The 19,377-nt window shown below is 60.7% G+C and carries 16 protein-coding genes; 14 read left to right on the top strand and 2 right to left on the bottom strand.

The genetic code is table 11. From position 1 onward, the window contains the following. Positions 1-59: 59 nt before the first annotated feature. The gene (locus tag FXN63_RS15520; RefSeq protein ID WP_148816136.1) at positions 60-1,217 is read right to left on the bottom strand and encodes a hypothetical protein; all 1,158 of its coding nucleotides are present in this window, start codon (positions 1,215-1,217) and stop codon (positions 60-62) included. An 89-nt stretch (positions 1,218-1,306) separates the two neighbouring features. Continuing rightward, positions 1,307-1,762: an RDD family protein gene (locus tag FXN63_RS15515; protein WP_148819398.1), complete on the bottom strand. Its 456-nt coding sequence runs from the start codon at positions 1,760-1,762 to the stop codon at positions 1,307-1,309. Positions 1,763-2,338: 576 nt separating this feature from the next. On the opposite strand from FXN63_RS15515, the gene FXN63_RS15510 reads away from it, so the two are divergent. The 14 genes from FXN63_RS15510 to FXN63_RS15445 all read left to right on the top strand — a co-directional run bounded on the left by FXN63_RS15510 (position 2,339) and on the right by FXN63_RS15445 (position 19,377). Continuing rightward, positions 2,339-4,048: an acetolactate synthase 3 catalytic subunit gene (locus FXN63_RS15510; protein ID WP_148819397.1), complete on the top strand. Its 1,710-nt coding sequence runs from the start codon at positions 2,339-2,341 to the stop codon at positions 4,046-4,048. Positions 4,049-4,058: 10 nt separating this feature from the next. Further along, entirely contained in the window at positions 4,059-4,550 is a 492-nt protein-coding gene (gene ilvN / locus FXN63_RS15505; RefSeq protein ID WP_148816135.1) for an acetolactate synthase small subunit, read from the top strand. A gap of 105 nt (positions 4,551-4,655) precedes the next feature. Continuing rightward, positions 4,656-5,681, top strand: coding sequence for a ketol-acid reductoisomerase (gene ilvC / locus FXN63_RS15500; protein ID WP_281290879.1), 1,026 nt, complete (start codon positions 4,656-4,658; stop codon positions 5,679-5,681). A 446-nt stretch (positions 5,682-6,127) separates the two neighbouring features. Further along, the gene (locus FXN63_RS15495; RefSeq protein WP_148816133.1) at positions 6,128-6,838 is read left to right on the top strand and encodes a response regulator transcription factor; all 711 of its coding nucleotides are present in this window, start codon (positions 6,128-6,130) and stop codon (positions 6,836-6,838) included. Positions 6,839-6,930: 92 nt separating this feature from the next. Beyond that, positions 6,931-9,375, top strand: coding sequence for a sensor histidine kinase (locus FXN63_RS15490; RefSeq protein WP_148816132.1), 2,445 nt, complete (start codon positions 6,931-6,933; stop codon positions 9,373-9,375). Positions 9,376-10,022: 647 nt separating this feature from the next. Further along, complete coding sequence (locus FXN63_RS15485) at positions 10,023-11,165, top strand: GGDEF domain-containing protein (protein ID WP_187394911.1); 1,143 nt, start codon at positions 10,023-10,025, stop codon at positions 11,163-11,165. 78 nt (positions 11,166-11,243) lie between these two features. Next, entirely contained in the window at positions 11,244-11,945 is a 702-nt protein-coding gene (locus FXN63_RS15480) for a GntR family transcriptional regulator (RefSeq protein WP_148816130.1), read from the top strand. 35 nt (positions 11,946-11,980) lie between these two features. Then, positions 11,981-13,549: a gamma-glutamyltransferase family protein gene (locus FXN63_RS15475; RefSeq protein WP_148819395.1), complete on the top strand. Its 1,569-nt coding sequence runs from the start codon at positions 11,981-11,983 to the stop codon at positions 13,547-13,549. 69 nt (positions 13,550-13,618) lie between these two features. Further along, the gene (locus FXN63_RS15470; RefSeq protein WP_148816129.1) at positions 13,619-14,509 is read left to right on the top strand and encodes an NAD(P)-dependent oxidoreductase; all 891 of its coding nucleotides are present in this window, start codon (positions 13,619-13,621) and stop codon (positions 14,507-14,509) included. 452 nt (positions 14,510-14,961) lie between these two features. Further along, positions 14,962-15,702: an IclR family transcriptional regulator gene (locus FXN63_RS15465; protein ID WP_148816128.1), complete on the top strand. Its 741-nt coding sequence runs from the start codon at positions 14,962-14,964 to the stop codon at positions 15,700-15,702. A 21-nt stretch (positions 15,703-15,723) separates the two neighbouring features. Continuing rightward, positions 15,724-16,464, top strand: coding sequence for a transporter substrate-binding domain-containing protein (locus tag FXN63_RS15460; RefSeq protein ID WP_148816127.1), 741 nt, complete (start codon positions 15,724-15,726; stop codon positions 16,462-16,464). 51 nt (positions 16,465-16,515) lie between these two features. Continuing rightward, positions 16,516-17,184, top strand: coding sequence for an amino acid ABC transporter permease (locus FXN63_RS15455; protein WP_148816126.1), 669 nt, complete (start codon positions 16,516-16,518; stop codon positions 17,182-17,184). After that, on the top strand, positions 17,181-17,966 hold the full coding sequence (locus FXN63_RS15450; protein WP_148816125.1) for an amino acid ABC transporter ATP-binding protein: 786 nt from the start codon (positions 17,181-17,183) through the stop codon (positions 17,964-17,966). The genes FXN63_RS15455 and FXN63_RS15450 overlap by 4 nt, the downstream gene beginning before the upstream one ends. A 22-nt stretch (positions 17,967-17,988) precedes the next feature. After that, positions 17,989-19,377 carry a formimidoylglutamate deiminase gene (locus FXN63_RS15445; protein WP_148816124.1) on the top strand — a complete coding sequence of 463 codons (1,389 nt, stop codon included), beginning with the start codon at positions 17,989-17,991 and terminating at the stop codon, positions 19,375-19,377.

Here is a 19,377-nt window from a genome sequence, read left to right as displayed (position 1 = left end):
CAAATGGGCGATTTCAGTCCCAGTGCATTTCAGTCCAGCGCATGTCAGTCTAGTGCACATCAATCCCAGCGCATCGGCTTGCCCCAGGCCAGCGGCTCGCCCAGCCGCATCCAACCGGTCCATTCCTGGCAATAACGGTCGGCGCAGGGCAGGGCTTCGATTGCCTGCACTTCGGTAATCTCACCGCGATACGTATTTTCGAGTTTGGCGCGTTGCGGGGCCACGGTGGCAGCAACCACGGCATAACTGCCACGGAAGGTTTCGGGCGTGATGCCGGTCAGCAGCAGGCTGCCGCCTGCGCGTTCACGCAGATCGCGCACGATGGCCTGATTGGGGCTCACCATGCGTTCCAGTTGCAGCATCAACCCGACACGTTGGCCGCTGAACAGGAACGGGTTTTCATCGAGCTGGCTGCTGAGCGCCCAGGTGCTCAGCGCATGGCGGCGGCTGAAGTCCATGAAACGGGTGCGGCTGACAGCATCCTGCTCTGCGCGCGCAGCGGTCTGCACGGCACGGCGCTTGGCGTCACTGTTCCGGTTGTTGTAGCTGGCCAGGGCGCTGTCGTCCTCGCGCACGGCGGCAGTCACCAGGGGGTTCTGAATACGGCCGTTGGCGTCGGGTTGTATCGGGCCGGCATAGACTTCCAGGCTCAGGCGTCCGGCCTGCGGGCACTGCTTGCGCACGACATCGACGGCCTGTGACAAGGCTGCCTTGGTGGCATCGTCGTTCTCCAGGTCGAGCGCATTCGGCCCGGTGCCTGCTTCCACGAAGACTTTTTCGATCTTGCACATATCAAGTGCGCCGGTCTGCTCGCTGCGACTGAGCAGCAGCACGCGCGGGGCAGTGCCTTCAAGCGGAATCAGGAACCGGTCGCCGGGCATGCCGGTCACGCTGCGCACGGGTTGCTGGCCAACGAAGATGCCGTTCACGAAATTGCCCTTCCAGGTGGAATGGACCTTGCCATCCACCCAGCGATACAGCCAGGTTGCCGTGCCAGCCCCGTTGGCCACGCCATCCTTGCAGGCACCCTGGTAGCGCATCAGGTAATCGGATTGATCACCGCCCGCGCTGATCAGCATCGATGGGCCCCATACCTTGCAACTGCTGCCAGGCGCATTCGCTGCCCACTGGGTGTTGCCCTGACGCTGTGCGTGTGCCGGTGACAAGGCCGCCATGCTCAGCAAGGCAGCGGCAATCATGCCCAGGCGCATGTTCATGCTGACACCGCGACATGCGTGGCGATGGGTATTCAAGGTACGGGAAGAAGGTAATTCAGCAACTTGTCTCACGTCTGTCGATCCCTGCATCAATAGTGGCCCTCTCCTGTCATGATCAATCGTGTACCCAGCAGGCGGTCGTGCGGGAATTGCTTGTCCCGATCGAAATACGACCACACAAATCCCAGGCCGGTAAGCGTCACCGGCCAGCACAAGACGTACCGTGCCATGCTTTTGCCCAGCCCGATCTTGCTGCCGTCGCGGTCCACCAGGCGGATGCCCCAGGTTTTCATGGCCAGGGTTTGTCCACCCAGTCGCCAGCTGATAATGAAATAGGTGCCAATCACCAGAAACAGCCAAAGCTGGCGCCATTCACGCAAGGCCAACGCGTGTTTGCTCTGCGTCAGCGTGTCGAACAGATATTCGGCGGTGAACAACACTCCGAAAAGCAGAATGGCCTCGTACATCATGCAGGCGAAGCGTCGCCAGCGGCCTGGTGTGGGGGCAGCCGCACGGGCCGGGTTGGGGGCAGAGGTGACGCGCATGGCGGCAGATACCGACGGGGCAGGGGGCTGGGTCATGCTCGCAACGATAACCCGGCTTGCATCTGCCGGTTTTGATCCAGCCTAAGGGACTGCCCGGACGGGCTGTCGTTCAGGCGGTTGCGGCGTTGCGGCATCTGCGTGCCACATACTGGTGCGGATTGCCCCGTTTCGTTGCGAAACTGCGCGATTCACGGGCATTTGGCCGTGCCGTCACTTGACCCTCTTATAACGACGCGATAGATTGTCATACCGTCAGGAAACAAACCTAGCTTTCCTGATCAGGCCCTCGCAAGACCGGCTCACTCGTCGGCTTGCATGTGCGCCAAACTTGATCTGCGGACCACGCCACGAGCGTTTTGGGCCTTACCGGGTTCTCCGGTCCACAGACTTCCGTTTCAACCTTCAGCACCCATTCCGGTGGATGCGTTCAGGGTCGGCAAGGCGTTCGAGCGGATCGGTTCCGTGAACCGAAAAGCGTCGATTGTGTTGACGGTTACTGCGCGGATCACGCTTTTAACTGCCCAGAAGGCAGATGCGAACCGGGGTGTCAGTGTCGATCTTGAATGGATGACATCCATGGAACTCAGCGGCGCCGAGATCGTCGTGCGCTGCCTCGCCGAAGAGCAAGTCGAACATGTGTTTGGCTACCCCGGTGGTGCAGTGCTTTATATCTACGACGAAATCTTCAAACAAGACAAGTTCAAGCACATCCTCGTGCGGCACGAGCAAGCTGCCATCCACGCGGCTGACGCTTATTCGCGCTCGTCGCAGAAAACCGGCGTTGCCCTGGTTACCAGCGGCCCGGGTGTGACGAACGCAATCACCGGTATTGCCACGGCCCACCTCGACTCGATCCCCATGGTGATCCTGTCCGGTCAGGTGCCTACGCATGCCATCGGCCTCGACGCCTTCCAGGAATGCGACACCGTGGGCATTACTCGCCCCTGCGTGAAGCACAACTTCCTGGTCAAGGACGTGAAAGACCTGGCCGAGACCATGAAGCGTGCGTTCTACATTGCACGCACCGGTCGCCCCGGCCCCGTGCTGGTGGACATCCCCAAAGATGTCCAGATGGCCAAGTGCAAGTACGTGTACCCGGACGAAGTCCGCATGCGCTCGTACTCGCCGGTCAGCAAGGGCCATACGGGTCAGATCAAGAAAGCCGTGCAATTGCTGCTGCAAGCCGAACGCCCGATGATCTACGCCGGTGGCGGTGTGGTCCTGGCAAACGCTTCCGCAGAGCTGGCTCGCCTGGTCGATCTGATCGGTGGACCGTGTACCAACACCCTGATGGGTCTGGGTGCATACCCCGCCAGCAGCGAGCGCTTTGTCGGCATGCTTGGCATGCACGGCACCTACGAAGCCAACATGGCAATGCATCATTGCGACGTGTTGCTGGCCGTGGGCGCGCGCTTCGATGACCGCGTGATCGGCAATACCAAACACTTTGCGCAGCATCCGCGCAAGATCGTGCACATCGATATCGACCCGTCGTCGATTTCCAAGCGCGTGAAGGTCGACGTGCCGATCGTGGGCGACGTGCGCGAAGTGCTGATCGAACTGATCAACCAGCTGGAAGCTGCGCAGCAAAGCCTGGACGCTGGCGCGCTCAGCAAGTGGTGGCAGCAGATTTCGCAGTGGCGTGGCAAGGAATGCCTGAAGTTCGCGCATTCGGACACCGTCATCAAGCCGCAGTACGTGATCGAAACGCTGTGCAAGATCACGCACGGTGATGCCTTCGTGACCTCCGACGTGGGCCAGCACCAGATGTGGGCGGCGCAGTATTACGGCTTCAACAAGCCGCGTCGCTGGATCAATTCCGGTGGCCTGGGCACCATGGGGGTGGGCTTGCCCTACGCCATGGGTGTGCAAATGGCCAATCCGGGTGCCGATGTGGCAGTGGTGACAGGCGAAGCCTCGATCCAGATGAACATCCAGGAATTGTCCACCTGCCAGCAGTACCGCTTGAGCCCGAAGATCATCTGCCTGAACAACCGTTTCCTGGGCATGGTTCGCCAGTGGCAACAGATCGACTACGGTTCGCGTTATTCCGAGTCGTACATGGATTCGCTGCCCGACTTCGTGAAGCTGGCCGAGGCCTACGGGCATATCGGCGTGCGTATCGAGAAGCCTGCCGACGTGGAAGGTGCCTTGCGCGAAGCATTTGCTGCCAAGAATCGCCTGGTGTTCCTGGACTTCATCACCGATCAGACCGAAAACGTCTGGCCGATGGTCAAGGCCGGCAAGGGGCTGACCGAGATGTTGCTCGGTTCTGAAGATCTGTAAGGGAGCACGCATGCGACACATTATTTCTGTGCTTCTCGAGAACGAACCTGGCGCGCTTTCGCGCGTGGTGGGTCTGTTCTCTGCACGTGGCTACAACATTGAAACCCTCACGGTGGCCCCCACCGAGGATTCCACCCTGTCACGTATGACCGTGGTGACCAGCGGTTCGGACGACGTGATCGAACAGATCACCAAGCATCTGAACCGCCTGGTTGAAGTGGTCAAGGTCGTCGATCTGGTCGAAGGTGCCCACATCGAACGCGAGCTGATGCTGATCAAGGTGCGTGCGGTCGGCAAGGAACGCGAAGAAATGAAGCGGATGGCGGATATTTTCCGTGGCCGCATCATCGACGTGACCGAAAAGAGCTACACCGTGGAATTGACGGGCGATAAAAGCAAGCTTGATGGTTTCATCGAAGCCCTTGATCGCACTGCGATTCTCGAAACCGTCCGGACGGGCAGTTGCGGGGTAGGACGCGGCGAACGAATCCTGAAGATTTGATTGCCCATCCGCAGCTTTGCTGAAATACCTTCCTGAATAATTCGTTCAATAAGCAGTTCACTCAGGCCGGCACTGGGATACCCCCGGGCTCGTGGCCATTCGGAGATTAAGACAATGAAAGTTTTCTACGACAAAGACACCGACCTCTCCCTGATCAAGGGCAAGACTGTTGCCATCATCGGTTACGGTTCGCAAGGCCACGCACACGCACAGAACCTGAATGATTCGGGCGTGAAGGTTGTGGTTGGCCTGCGCAAGGGCGGTGCTTCGTGGAGCAAGGCCGAGAAAGCCGGCCTGACCGTCAAGGAAGTGGACGATGCAGTCAAGAGCGCGGATGTTGTCATGATCCTGCTGCCGGACGAGAACATCGCTCAGGTCTACAAGGAAAACGTTGCACCGAACATCAAGTCGGGCGCAGCACTGGCCTTCGCACACGGCTTCAACGTGCATTACGGCCAAGTCGTGCCGCGTGAAGACATCGACGTCATCATGATTGCACCGAAGGCCCCGGGCCACACCGTGCGTTCTACCTACGCCCAAGGTGGCGGCGTGCCCACGCTGATCGCCGTGCACCAGGACAAGTCGGGTTCGGCACGTGACATCGCGCTGTCGTACGCAGCTGCCAATGGCGGCGGTCGTGCCGGCATCATCGAAACCAACTTCCGCGAAGAAACCGAAACCGATCTGTTCGGCGAACAAGCCGTGTTGTGCGGCGGTACCGTTGAACTGATCAAGGCTGGTTTCGAAACCCTGGTGGAAGCCGGCTACGCCCCCGAAATGGCGTACTTCGAGTGCCTGCACGAACTGAAGCTGATCGTTGACCTGATCTATGAAGGCGGCATCGCCAACATGAACTACTCGATCTCGAACAACGCCGAATACGGCGAATACGAGACCGGCCCGAAGATCATCAACGCCGACACCAAGGTTGCCATGCGCGGCGTCCTGGATCGCATCCAGAACGGCGAATACGCCAAGAGCTTCATCCTGGAAAACGCCGCTGGTGCCCCGACGCTGCTGTCGCGTCGTCGCCTGAACGCTGAACACCAGATCGAAACGGTTGGCGGCAAGCTGCGCGACATGATGCCTTGGATCAAGGCAAACAAGCTGGTCGATCAAACCAAGAACTGATCGGTAGGGTAATAGACCAATCAGAAAATATTACCGATTATCCGGTAATAACTACCGCCAGTCCGAAAGGGCTGGCGGATCTGAAAATGATTGGGTTTGTTATCAAAAGCCTTCCTTCGGGAAGGCTTTTTTTATTGGGCGGAAATTTTCGTGCCGGGCTGGTGATTTATTTCGGTATTCGGCACTATTTCCGCACTAGTAGTCTCCCACCCTGCCAAGCCTGTCAGGATGAGTCGTTGGGACATAAATTAAGCAGATATCTTTTCTGCCTTGCACGGCTGCAAGATGCTCAACAGATGTCCGTTTGTCGCTCAACATAAACAATTTAGAACGGGTCGAAAGCATAGCAACCAAGCCATGAACGGCACGTTAAGCTTGGGCTAGAAGTCACCCGACCGGCTAGTCCGATCAGCCGGACCACCCAGGCAACAAAGCGGCGGTAAGTAATGCGCATAGCGATACTCGAAGATGATCCTGCGCACGCGCGATCGATTCAAAGCGCGTTGATTCGACTCGATCACGATTGCCATTTATTCGACGACGGACGGGCGCTGCTTCGCGCGCTGCACCGAGATCGGTTCGACATGTTCATTCTGGATTGGCACGTGCCTCACGTCGAAGGACCAGAGGTGGTTGCCTGGGTGCGGCGTCATATCCGCGAACAGGTGCCCGTTTTGTTCGTCACCAGTCGTGGCGGCGAAGAAGATGTGATTGAAGGGCTGGATGCTGGTGCCGACGATTACATGATCAAGCCGATCCGCCCGCAGGAACTCAAAGCACGGGTTACTGCCTTGCTTCGGCGGGCCTACCCGGACCTGATCCGCAGCCCGGCCACGATATTCGGCGTGTATTCCTTCGACTTGCATCGCCGGCAACTGGCGCTGCGTGAGCAGCCCGTACCGCTCAAGCCGAAAGAATACGAGCTGGCGCTTTTTCTGTTCCGAAATGCGGGGCGATTGTTATCGCACGAGCATTTGTTGAGCGAGTTGTGGGGCAGAGCAGGGGTCGATACCCGGACGGTGTCCACGCATGTGTCCCAACTTCGACGCAAGCTGGAACTGCGGCCGCAAAACGGTTACCGACTCACACCGGTGTACGGACTTGGTTATCGCTTCGAGGCGGTCGATCCCACGGCAGATGAAGGAGAGCAGGCATGAACACGACACCTTTACACCAGCCGTTGACGATCCATCCGACAGATTGTGTCGTACCTACCCTGTGGCAGTCAGTTACGCGTCGGTGAATCGCCATGTTGGCGTCTTACGTTCAGCAGCCAGAGCGTATCGCGTTCAGTGTCGCGGTGATGCTTCTGGCAACGGGACTGGGTCTGTGCAACGGGTTGGGGCGCATGGACACAGTCATCCGAGACGGCTATACGGCAAGCGCGCCAACGCCGCTGGTCGCAGATGTCGTCGTGGTCACCATCGGTGCCGATTGTGTGGCCAGTATCGGCAGGTGGCCCTGGCCGCGTGAAGTTCACGCGGATCTGCTGGAGCGAATTTCCGCCCAGCGGCCGCTGGCGGTGGGCATGGACATGGTCTTGTCGATGCCTACGCCGGATCTGCCGACGGGGCGGCATCTGGCAGTTGCGATGGGCACCAGTCCTGCCTTGGTGCCGGCGGTGTTTCAGTCGGTGCTGGCAGGCCGTGAGCTCAATGGTGAGGCGTCGCTGGATCCCGCTCCTGCAATGGCCTGGCACGGGCCTGATGTGGAAAGCGCTGCGTCGATGCTGCGCCATAGCCTGCTGGCAGTGGGGGGCGATAACGACCGGTGGTGGCGTCAGATGGCGGTGGGGGTGGTCGATACGACCGTTGTGCCCGATCCAATGCTCAGAGGCGGCCTGACACGCGCAGCGTTGATGTCGGTCAGCACGGGCTCCACGATGATGCCGGGTTCCGAACCACGGTCGCTCCGGTCAGCCAGACACGCCCAGCTGCATCCTTATACGACCGTCAGGGCCCAGGACGTCATGGACGGCAAGGTCGCGCCGGATGTCTTTGCCGGGCAGGTCGTGCTGGTTGGCGTAGGTGCATCGGGGTTGCAGGATGCGCGTGCGTTGATGCGTACCGGCCCGATGCATGTGGGTGTCGGTATTGAAACCTCGGCGGGCATCGCTGACGCCTTCCTGCATGCCAACCCCTATGTTCGTATCGACGCCTGGCAGAACGCCTTGTTCACGGCCTCGCTGGCGCTGTTGCTGCTGGTGGCAATGTGGTCGCACCCGCCTGCGCGCGCGTTCAAGATATGCGCGGCCATTATCTTTGCCGGGGTGGGCGCAAGTTATGCCGCCTGGTGCATTGCCGGTCTGTGGGTGGCTCCTGGTGCCTTGCTGCTGGTGGGGGCACCGGTGTTTGCGGTCTTGACGCGCAGGCTGGCGAACAGCCTGCTGCCCCGGGCAGAGTATTCGGTGGCAGGCCCGGTCATGGCAGCACGCCTGCATGGCGAGCCGATGAAGCCGAGGCAGTCAAGTCCTGTGCAGCCAGGACTTAAGCAGCAAAATGCCGATCAACAGAATTCCAAGCAGCAACATTCAAAGCAGTCCAATCCCACGCAGCTGAATGCCCAGCTCAATGGCAACGGACACGCGCACCACGACACCACGACCAATGGCCGGTTACTGGATCCGGATGACGCCGAGGTCGATTACTCGCGCGAGCGGCAATCGGTGCGCGACTTTTTGATGGCGGCCATTGAAAGTCTGCCCGACATTATTCTGGTGTGTCACGCCTCGGGTCGGGTGGTGATCGGCAATCTTGCTGCCGCGACGTATTTCGGCGCAAGCAGCGCAAATCTGCATGACCGTAAGCTGGATACCCTGCTGGCGGGCTTGACGCCCGTCGGTGGCGGCGCGTGGGGCGGCTCTGGCAGTCGTTTCGACTTTGCGATGTACCAGCACGGCGTGGAGTGCCGGGACGACAAGGGTGCCGAATTCCTGCTGAAGTGCGCGCCCTGTATGACTCTTGCCGATGGTGAAGGATGGATCGTCAGTCTTGTCGACGTGGCGGCGCTGCATGAAGCTGAACGCCGTCGTGACGATGCCATGCGTTTCCTGTCGCATGACATGCGGTCACCGCTGACGGCGATTCTGGCCTTGCTGACCTTGAATCGCGAAGACGCCACCGAGCTGCCGCCAGCCGAAATGCTGTCGCGTATTCGCCGTCTGGCAAGCCGCAGCCTGGCCCTGGCCGAATCGTTCGTGCAGTTGGCGCGTGCCGAGCCGCCTGAACACGAGCGTGAGCCGGTCGATCTGGCTGACATCGTGATGGATGCGGCCGACGATTGCTGGAGCCAGGCGCAATCCAAGCGCATCACCATTGATGTGGATGTGCCACCCAACGCGGCGCAAAGCCTGGGCGACCGCGAACTGGTCCGGCGTGCGGTCATCAATCTGGTGAACAACGCCGTGAAGTTCAGCCCGCGTGAGAGCCGCGTGGTGTGTGCGGTGTATCAGGTAGAGGGTGACTGGTGTGTTGCCGTGCGCGACGAAGGGCGTGGCATTGCCTTCGAGGATCGTGAGCTGTTGTTCAAGAAGTTCGCCCGTCTGGGTGAACGCGAGCCCGACGCCGAGCCGGGTGTGGGCCTTGGTCTGGCCTTCACGAAAACGGTGGTGGATCGTCATGGCGGTCGCATCGAGGTCGACAGTGTGCTGGGCGTGGGTAGCGAATTCCGTATTTATCTGAAGGCCATGGTTTAAGGCTGTTGCTTGGAGCTTGTTGCTTTGAACCTGTCGCATTAAGCCTGTTGCCCTAAACCTTCCGCTTGCCGTGTGCATACCTGCGTGTGCCTGCACGCTATTAACACCGAAGCCGCGTGTCTTCTTCGCGTGTCCTCTTATTCGGTGGCAAGTATTCAAACAATGCTCATCGCTGCTTGGTGTGCTTGAGTGTCAATTCCTAGACTTAATTCCTAGACTTAATGCATGTGTCGGATTTGCTGATCCGATGTCGCACAACATGGTAATTGCCATGAGTGCGAAGCAGTAAATATCGGGGATGGGGCATGACGGAATATCCGGCAGTCATGGCGCATAGCGCAAGGCGTTTGGAGTTTGCGCTGCATCGACATCAATACTGCGCGTTTGGCTTCGCGTTTATCGTGATGCTTGCGCATGTCGGATCGCTTGGCTTGTCCAGTATGGGAATCGAGGGCATGCCCTTTGGTTTTCTACCTGACGGTCTGCAGGCCGATCTGCTGCTTGGTTCTGAACCGATGCTTCAGAAGACGGGGATTCAAACCGGCATTCAAAGCGGCTTGCAAATTGGGGTGCAGACTGGCTTACAGACCAGTTTACAGACCGGATTGCAAACTGGCCTGCAAGCGGGTTTGCAAGCCGGGCTTCACATGGCAATCGCTGTCATGCTGACCGCCTTGTCTGCCATTTTGCCGAATCAGGGCTTGCGCTACCTTGGTGCGGCTTTCGCGCTGCTCGTTGTCGGGGAAAGCGGCGCAGCACTGGTGACCAACACCGAGTTTGCGCGCGTACTTTCCTTATGGTTTTACGCGGGCGGAACCCTGGGATATGTGGCCTTGATTCTGCTTTATGCCCTGCGTGAAGATATCAGCGCCGCCACGCCGGTTCATCGACACACGGGTTGGAGCCTGTCGGCAACCGCTGGTGTGCTGGTAGCTGGCCTGTCGTTGATTGCCATGTTGCCGCTGGCAGAGGCACACGCCTTGTCTGGCGGCGGTTTGCATGTGGCACTGTCGACCTTGATCGGTGCCGCCCCGATTCTGGCTTTGGTATTGATTGTCAATCGCCGCAGCGAATGCATGATCTCGACATGGTTGATCGCCTTGCTTGCCGTGCAGGCCCTGGCGTGGTCGGGCCGTCATTCGCCTGGCAGCTGGGGCATGCAAGTGGCCTTGTTCAGCAACCTGCCCGCCGAACTGGCGCTGCTCAACGCCATCATGCTGTCGATCGTGCAGCACGTACGCACTCAGATGCAGACTACCCGGCACTTGCAGACGCTGGCCCATACCGACGGCCTGACTGGCCTGCACAACCGGCGCTATCTGGACGACGAGCTGGAAAAGGCCTGTCAGCGTGCTCGGCGCACCGGCACCAGTCTGTCGGTGCTGATGGCCGATATCGATCATTTCAAGCTGTTCAACGACACCTATGGCCATCTGAGGGGCGACGATTGCCTGCGCCAGGTTGCCGTCGTGTTCCTGCGACGCCAGCAGCGCTGCGACGACGTTGCCTGCCGGTACGGGGGCGAAGAGTTTGCGATGATTCTGCCCGCGTGCGACCTGGATGCCACGCGCATGCTGGCTACCCAGCTTTGCAATGAAGTGCGTGCGCTGGGCATCGATCACGAACGCAGCAAGCAGGGGCGGGTAACGCTCAGCATCGGCATTGCCACCATGCAGGGCGCAAGCGACCCCCGTGGCAAAGACTTGCTGCGGCTTGCCGATGACGCGCTCTATGCTGCCAAGCGGGCGGGTCGTGACACCATCTGCGATATGACCCAGGTGTCTGCCTGACTGCTGTCGAGTGTATCCTTGTATCCAATTGGCCAATCTTGTACGTAGATTGCCGAATAGCGGACTTCAAGGATGGTCATGCAGGCGGGTTTATATGCAGGAACGTTGGCGATCACTGCGGAAGACGAGGCGTATCGCCACCTTCACGCCGCCATCCGCACGGGCCGATACCGTGCGGGTGAACGTCTGGTACCCGAAGTCATTGCGGTTGAGATCGGCACCAGCCGCATGCCGGTGCGCGAAGCCTTTCGACGGCTTGCGGCCGATGGCCTGATCACCATCCGGCCGAATCGTGGTGCAGTTGTCAGCGGCTTGAACGTGCCGGACATGCAGGAAGTGTTCGAAATGCGAGCCGTGCTCGAAGGGCTGGCAGCACGTCTGGCGCTGCCTAATCTGACCAGCCGCGCACTCGACGATCTTGAGCGCATGCTCGATCGCCTTGACTCGCAAGACCCGCTCGATACGCGCGCAGACTGGGCAAGCGCCCACCGCGAGTTTCATGAAGCCTTGTGCGCGCTCAGCGACCGTCCGCGTCTGGCGCGCCAGATATCCGGCCTGCACGTGATTGTCGAGCCCTACATGCGGCTCTGGAAGCGTGAGTCGCCTGGCGACAGCACCGCCCGTGACGACCACCGCGCGCTGATGAGCGCGCTGCACAGCCGTGACCCTGACCGCTGCGAGCGCGCAGCGCGTGAGCACGTCATGGGAACGGTGCCCGAATTGATGCGTTTCCTGTTGCGTACCTCTACCTCGTCACCCCCTAATCAGGAGTCGCTTTGACCTCTTTTCCCAATCCGGCGCGTGGTTCACGCGGCATGGTGGTGGCACCGAACACCTTGGCAGCCCAAAGCGGTCTGGCCGTCTTGCGTGATGGTGGTAATGCCGTCGAGGCCATGATTGCGGCAGCGGCTGCGATCGCCGCATCCTACCCCCACATGAACAGCATTGGCGGTGACGGCTTCTGGCTGATCTCCAAACCCGGCGAGGCACCGCGCGGCCTGGAAGCGTGTGGTGCGGCGGCTGCTGCGGCCAACATCGACGCCTATCGTGCCCACGGGCTGACTGCGGTCCCCACGCGCGGCGGCTTGGCCGCCAATACCGTGGCCGGCACCGTGTCGGGATGGCAGGCCGCGTTGTCGTATTCACAGGCCGAACTGGGTGGCCGACTGCCCTTGTCGCGCTTGCTGGAAGATGCCATTTTCTACGCGAAAGATGGCATTTCGACCACCCGCAGTCAGTCGGTTTGTACCGCCAACCGTCGCCAGGAACTGGATCAGCTGCCCGGGTTTGCCGATACCTTTCTGCAAGACGGTGCTGCACCCGCGATTGGTGCGCGCTTCCAGCAGCCGCGCCTGGCAGCCACGCTTGAGCACCTGGCCAAAGCAGGGCTTGATGACTACTACCGGGGCGAACTGGCGCGCAGCATTGCCACTGACCTGCAATCAGTAGGCAGCCCGCTGGCTTTGGCAGACCTGGAAGCGCATGAAGCTGTGTGGAAGACGCCGCTTGCGCTCAGGCACACGCTTGGTACCGTCTACAACATGCCGCCGCCTACCCAAGGGCTGGTGTCCTTGTTGATTTTGGGGCAGCTGGATCGCCTGTGGCATCCGGCGCTGGAATCGCTTGGCGCGAGTTTTGTGCATGCGTGTGTGGAGGCAACCAAACAAGCCTTCGCGGTGCGCGACAAGCACATCACCGACCCGCGTCACATGAGCCTTGATCCCGCCAGTTTTTTGGCCGCCGATGCGCTCGACGCCATGACGGCACGCGTGTCGCGCGATCACGCTGCGCCCTGGGGCGCAGGGCAGGGGCCTGCTGATACCGTCTGGATGGGGGCCATCGATCGCAACGGGGTGGCGGTCAGCTTCATCCAGAGCATTTATCACGAATTCGGCAGCGGCCTGGTGCTGCCAGGCTCAGGCATCAACTGGCAGAATCGCGGCTGTAGCTTCTCGCTGGACCCGGCCGCTCGCAACCCGATCGCACCGGGCCGCAAGCCGTTCCACACGCTCAATCCGGCCATGGCGCATCTGGCTGACGGCCGCACGCTGGTCTACGGCAACATGGGCGGAGACGGGCAACCGCAGTCGCAAAGCGCCGTGTTCAGCCGGATCGTGCACATGGGCATGAATCCGCAAGCCGCCATCGATGCCCCGCGCTGGTTGTTGGGGCGCACCTGGGGGCAGAGCAGCGATTCCCTGAAAGTGGAATCACGCTTCCCGGACGAAACCGTCCTGGCATTGCGAGCCTTGGGCCACCAGGTGGATGTGCTGCAGCCCTACGATGAGAGCATGGGGCATGCAGGCGCTATCGTGATGCATGCCGACGGTCTGTTCGAGGGTGGATCAGACCCACGAAGCGATGGTGCGGCAGCGGGCTGGTAAACAGCCGGCCTGCGGGCAGCACCGTTAACGGCAATTACTCAACATTTCACGTTTCTCGCAAGGATATAAATGACCAAGATGAATATCGGCATGATCGGTGTTGGCATGATGGGACACGGCATTGCCAGCAACATCGTCAAGCATGGACATTCACTCGTCGTATTGGCGCACCCGGGCAACCAGCCGCTCGACACCTTGCTCGCCGCAGGCGTCAAGACCGTCGACACCGCAAGCGCGTTGGCATCCCAGGTCGATATCGTGCTGCTCTGCGTGACAGGGTCGCCGCAGGTTGAAGCGGTGTTGCTGGGCGACACCGGTGTGCTGAAGGGCATCAAGCCCGGCACCGTGATCATCGATTGCTCTACCGCCATTCCCACCTCGACCGAGCGCCTGGCAGGCGTCGTGTCCGAAGCCGGTGGTCGCTTCATGGACGCCGCGATGACGCGTACGCCCAAGGAAGCCGCCGAAGGTCGTCTGAATCTGCTGGTTGGCGCGGACGAGGCCTTGTTTGCCGAATGCCGTCCGCTGCTGGAATGCTTTGCCGAGAACATCACGCACGCAGGCGCAGTGGGTGCCGGCCACCGCATGAAGCTGCTGCACAACTTCGTATCGCTGGGCTCGGTCGCTCTGATCGCCGAAGCGGCCGCTTGCGCCGAGCGCGCGGGCATCTCGGGCGATGTGTTCATCGAAGTGCTGAGCAAGGGCGGTGGCGGCGGCACGGCGCTGGAACGCATCAAGCCGGCCATCACCGACAAGGACACGAGCGGCCTGCGCTTCGCGATGTCCAATGCGCTGAAAGACCTGGATTACTACACCACCATGGCCGAAGACGGCCATTGCGCCCGCGCCATCGCCGATGGGGTTCGCCAGACCTTCAATGGCGCGGTGAAGGACAGCGATCCGCAAGTGCTGGTGCCCGAATTGGTCGAGATCCTGGCGCAACGCGGCGACGCGAACTAAGTTGACGACAAGGGTGTGAAGGGCGCTTCACATCCACGGGGTCGCCCGTAACGACTTCCAGTCGTTGCGCTCAGCGCATAAAGCCCCTTGTTGAAATGGATGGCGGCGGCGGGCTACAGGGCAGTGTGCTGTTGCCATCCGCTGTTGCCATCCAGTTCTTGTAAATCGGTTTATCGCTTGCAGATTCGTCGTTTGCTGGCGTGCGGTTTGGCCACCTGCTCAGGTCGGCATGGCAGGGTTGCTTCGCTCTGCTTTCTCTTCTCACTTTCCATATCCCATTGGCTTCTGACCCGTTTCGCCGATGCGTGACAGCATTCCTTTACGCCTGCGTTAATCGTGGTTGCCTAACAAAAAGTTCTGCTGATTCTCATTTGGTGGGAATGCTTCCCCCACGTGTCGAGAATCGCCGCTAAGCTCCGGAAATACATCAAGACACACTTTTCGAGTCTCCGTTGGACAAACCCGTCCCATCCGCCGGCGCTGATCGCGTTCTGTACCTTTTGGCGACCTTGGCGCAAGAGGGCCGTCCCCTGACCGTGGCGGCGCTGGCCGAGCACACCGGCATGGCGACCAGCACGGTCTACCGCCAGGTGGCATTGCTCAAGCGCTGGGGGTTCGTGTCTGAACGCGATGGCGAATACGCGCCCGGTCCGGTCAGCTTGCAGCTTGCGGTCGGCTTCGATAACGCCGAGCAACTGGTGCGCGAAGCACGGCCCGAGATGGAGCGCCTGTCGCGTGAATCCGGCGAAAGCGTGGGGCTGGTGGTGGCGGTCAAGAATCAGGTTGTCTGCCTGGACATCGTGGAAAGCACGCAGCCGCTGCGTTGCTCTTTCGAGCGTGGCCGTGGCGTGACCCTGTTGCGTGGTGCGTCCGCCAAGTCGCTGCTGGCCTTCATGCCAAGCGCTGCCTGCACCGCCGTGCTGGACGAATTGCTGGCCAACGAGCCCGAGTCACGCGAACGCCTGCTCGATGAACTGGAGGCCGTGCGCCGTGCCGGATTTGCGATCAGCGACAGTGAGGTCGATGCCGGCATCTGGGGCGTGGGTGTACCGGTATACCGCCGCCGCGACCGTGCCGCTGGTTCGCTGACCTTGATGGCACCCAGTGTCCGCGCGATCTCGCGCGAGAAAAATTTAATCGATCGGACGGTGATTGCCGCCGGTCGCATCTCTGCGCGTCTGCAGAGCTTCTAAGCCCCCTGGAGGAGACCCCCCATGATTACCCGCCGTTCGTTCTCGATCCTGGCCCTGGCCGCCCTGACGCTCAGTGGCACCGCATTCGCACAAGACGCCAATGTCATCCGCGCCGTGACCGATGCAACCTTCCCGCCGATGGAGTTCTTCAAAGACGGCAAGCGCACGGGCTTTGACATCGAACTGACCGAAGCACTGGCTGCCGCTGCCGGCAAGAAGATCGAATGGACCGACATCGACTTCAAGGGTCTGGTCCCGGGTCTGGTGTCCAAGCGCTTCGACATCGCCGTGTCGGCCATCTACATCACGCCGGAACGCGCCAAGGTCGTTGATTTCACCGACCCGTACTACGCCGGTGGCCTGGTGGTCGTCACCAAAGACCCGGAAATCAAGACCCTGAAGGATCTGGACCGCAAGTACGTCAGCGTTCAGGTCGGTACCAAGTCGGTCAACTACCTGAAGGAAAACCACCCGCTGGTGCGTCGTACCGAAGTCGAAAAGAACCAGGAAATGTTCAACCTGGCTGAAATCGGCCGTACCGCTGCTGCCGTGACCGGCAAGCCTGCTGCCAAGCTGTTCGCACAAAGCCGTCCGGGCTTCCGTGTGCTGGAAGAGCAATTGACCACCGAGAACTACGGCATTGCCGTGCGTCAGGACCGCCCGGAACTGACCAAGGAACTGAACGCAGCGCTGGTCAAGATCAAGGCCAACGGCACCTACGACGCGCTGATCAAGAAGTGGTTCGAATCGCCTGCCCAATAAACGGCGCATCTGACTGATTGGCTTTTCTGGACCGATAGCGGGGAATACCTGATGGAACTCGATTTTGCGCCGGTGATCGCCGGTGCCGGCGACCTGGCGCGTGGCGCGCTGGTCACGGTTGAACTGACTGCCGTGGCCTTGTTGCTGGGCTGTGCAATAGGTCTGCTGGTTGGCATTGGCCGGCTCGACCCGAAAAAGCGCGTGATCTATGGGCTTTGCACGGCGTATGTGAGCTTCATTCGGGGTACCCCGTTGTTGGTGCAGTTGTTCCTGTGGTTCTACGGCCTGCCACATTTCGACATCATGTTGCCGGCGTTCTTCTGCGGCGCAGTGGGCCTGGGCATTTATTCCGGTGCCTATGTGTCGGAAATCGTGCGTGGCGCAATCCAGTCGGTGGATCGCGGTCAGACCGAGGCGGCCCGTTCGATGGGCATGTCGTCCGGCATGGCCATGCGCGCAATCGTATTGCCGCAAGCCTTCGTGCGGATGATTCCGCCGCTGGGCAACGAGTTCATCGCACTGATCAAGAATTCGGCCTTGGTGTCCTTGTTGACCATTCACGATGTGATGCATGAAGGGCAGAAGATCATCAGCGTGTCTTACCGCTCGCTGGAGGTCTACCTGGCGGTGGCATTGGTGTATTTCGTGTTGACGAGCATTGCGACCCTGGTGTTGCGCATGATTGAAAAGCGCCTGCGTGCAGGAGGGATGGTGCAATGAGTTCGACCGCGATGAATGCCACGGGCAAGACCCCGTTGATCGATATCCGGGGCCTGGCCAAGTCCTTCGGGGCGAACAAAGTATTGAACGGCATCGACTTCCATGTCGATGCCTCGCAAGTGGTGGTCGTGATTGGCCCCAGCGGGTCGGGCAAAAGTACCTTCCTGCGTTGCTGCAATGGCCTGGAAGTGCCTGAAGCCGGCAGCGTCGACATCTGCGGCAAACGCTTGGTCGATAACGGCAAGATGCTGCCCGAGTCCGAGCTGAACGAGCTGCGCAAGCACGTGGGCATGGTGTTCCAGGGCTTCAACCTGTTTCCGCACCTGAGCGTGTTGGGCAACGTGACCGTGGGCCCGCGCAAGCTGCTTGGCCTGTCGCGTGCCGATGCAGAAAAACGTGCACGCGTACTGCTGGAAAAGGTGGGTCTGTCGCACAAGGCCGACGCCATGCCGGGCAGCTTGTCAGGCGGTCAGAAACAGCGGGTTGCGATTGCCCGCGCGCTGGCCATGGAACCGCGTGTCATGCTGTTTGACGAACCGACCTCGGCGCTCGATCCCGAGCTGGTGGGTGAAGTCTTGCAGGTGATGAAGTTGCTGGCCAAGGAAGGCATGACCATGATGGTGGTCACCCACGAAATGGGCTTTGCACGTGAAGTGGCCGATGTCGTGGTCGTCATGGACGGCGGTGTGATTGTCGAGGCAGGTGACCCGGCTGTGGTGTTCACCAATCCCCGCGAGGCGCGCACGCGTTCCTTCCTGCAAGCTGTGTTGAGCCGCGAATAATCCATTTTTTCCACTGTTATCCATGATGCACACGCTTTTCGCCGCCGAGGCGCTGCTTCCCGAAGGTTGGGCTCGACACGTTCTGCTGAACTGGGATGAAACGGGTCGCCTGACCCGTGTCGAACCCGACAGCCTGCCCAGTTCCGATGTGCCGCGTGCGGCCGGGCCGTTGCTGCCTGGCATGCCCAACCTGCACTCGCACGCATTTCAGCGTGGTTTTGCGGGCCTGACCGAGTTTCGCAGTACTCGCGCCGACAGCTTCTGGAGCTGGCGCGAACTGATGTACCGCTTTGCGCTGCGCATGACGCCAGAAGCATTGGAAGCGATTGCGACGCAGCTTTACATCGAGATGCTGGCGGCCGGCTACACCACCGTCTGCGAATTCCACTACGTGCATCACCAGGAAGACGGCCAGCCCTACGCTGACGCGACCGAGATGATGCAGGCGCTGATGCGCGCGGCCAAGGCCACCGGCATTGGCATGACCTTGTTGCCGGTGCTGTATCAGACCGGTGGTTTTGGGGGCAAACCAGCCCAGGCCGACCAGCGTCGTTTCCTGTCTGGCACGGACGCGATGCTGCGTCTGATCGACCGCCTGGCCCAGCAATGCAAGGCCGCCCCCGAGTTGAACGCACGGCTTGGCCTGGCACCGCATTCCCTGCGCGCCGTCCCGCCCGAGGCCTTGCGTGACGCGGTTGCCGGCTTGCATGCGCTGGATGCCACGGCACCCGTGCATATTCACGTGGCCGAGCAACAGCGCGAAGTCGAAGACTGCATCGCGTGGAGCGGCCAGCGCCCGATTGCCTGGTTGCTCGATCACATGCCGGTGGACCAGCGCTGGTGCGTGATCCACGCCACGCACATGGTCGAAGCCGAAACCCTTGGCCTGGCCCGCAGCGGTGCCACGGCCGGCATCTGCCCGACGACCGAAGGCAACCTGGGCGATGGCTTCTTCGATGCCGAACGGTACTTGGATGCCGGTGGTTCCTGGGGGATCGGGTCTGACAGCAATGCATCGCTCAGCGTGACCGAAGAATTGCGCCTGTTCGAATACGGCCAACGTCTGCTGCTTCAGCGCCGCAACGTACTGGCGTCGCATGCGCGACCGCAGGTGTCCGAGCGCATGTATCTGGAAGCAGTTGCCGGTGGCGCGCGCGCCAGCGCCCGTGCCGTGGGCGGTCTGGTCGTCGGTCAGCAGGCCGACTTTGTTGTGCTGGACGGTGCCAGCGCCGGGCTGGCAGGCCTGCCAGCCGCGCAGGCATTGGGTGCGCATATCTTCTCGCAGCGTGGCGCACCGGATATCGCAGGCGTCTGGACGGCTGGCAAACAGCGCATTGACGCCGGTCGCCACGACCTGGCCGAGCGCAGCCGCAACGCCTTTATTGCCGCGCGTCGCCAGCTCCTGGCGTAA

The organism is Pigmentiphaga aceris, assembly GCF_008119665.1.
Classification (GTDB): domain Bacteria; phylum Pseudomonadota; class Gammaproteobacteria; order Burkholderiales; family Burkholderiaceae_B; genus Pigmentiphaga; species Pigmentiphaga aceris.
This window is presented reverse-complemented; position numbering and strand designations above follow the sequence as displayed.

Bases quoted from the DNA above. Each gene is read 5' to 3' on its own strand.
- FXN63_RS15520 (WP_148816136.1), bottom strand. From the start codon at position 1,217: ATGAACATGCGCCTGGGCATGATTGCCGCTGCCTTGCTGAGCATGGCG.
- FXN63_RS15515 (WP_148819398.1), bottom strand. From the start codon at position 1,762: ATGCGCGTCACCTCTGCCCCCAACCCGGCCCGTGCGGCTGCCCCCACA.
- FXN63_RS15510 (WP_148819397.1), top strand. From the start codon at position 2,339: ATGGAACTCAGCGGCGCCGAGATCGTCGTGCGCTGCCTCGCCGAAGAG.
- ilvN (WP_148816135.1), top strand. From the start codon at position 4,059: ATGCGACACATTATTTCTGTGCTTCTCGAGAACGAACCTGGCGCGCTT.
- FXN63_RS15495 (WP_148816133.1), top strand. From the start codon at position 6,128: ATGCGCATAGCGATACTCGAAGATGATCCTGCGCACGCGCGATCGATT.
- FXN63_RS15490 (WP_148816132.1), top strand. From the start codon at position 6,931: ATGTTGGCGTCTTACGTTCAGCAGCCAGAGCGTATCGCGTTCAGTGTC.
- FXN63_RS15485 (WP_187394911.1), top strand. From the start codon at position 10,023: ATGGCAATCGCTGTCATGCTGACCGCCTTGTCTGCCATTTTGCCGAAT.
- FXN63_RS15480 (WP_148816130.1), top strand. From the start codon at position 11,244: ATGCAGGCGGGTTTATATGCAGGAACGTTGGCGATCACTGCGGAAGAC.
- FXN63_RS15475 (WP_148819395.1), top strand. From the start codon at position 11,981: ATGGTGGTGGCACCGAACACCTTGGCAGCCCAAAGCGGTCTGGCCGTC.
- FXN63_RS15470 (WP_148816129.1), top strand. From the start codon at position 13,619: ATGACCAAGATGAATATCGGCATGATCGGTGTTGGCATGATGGGACAC.
- FXN63_RS15460 (WP_148816127.1), top strand. From the start codon at position 15,724: ATGATTACCCGCCGTTCGTTCTCGATCCTGGCCCTGGCCGCCCTGACG.
- FXN63_RS15455 (WP_148816126.1), top strand. From the start codon at position 16,516: ATGGAACTCGATTTTGCGCCGGTGATCGCCGGTGCCGGCGACCTGGCG.
- FXN63_RS15450 (WP_148816125.1), top strand. From the start codon at position 17,181: ATGAGTTCGACCGCGATGAATGCCACGGGCAAGACCCCGTTGATCGAT.
- FXN63_RS15445 (WP_148816124.1), top strand. From the start codon at position 17,989: ATGATGCACACGCTTTTCGCCGCCGAGGCGCTGCTTCCCGAAGGTTGG.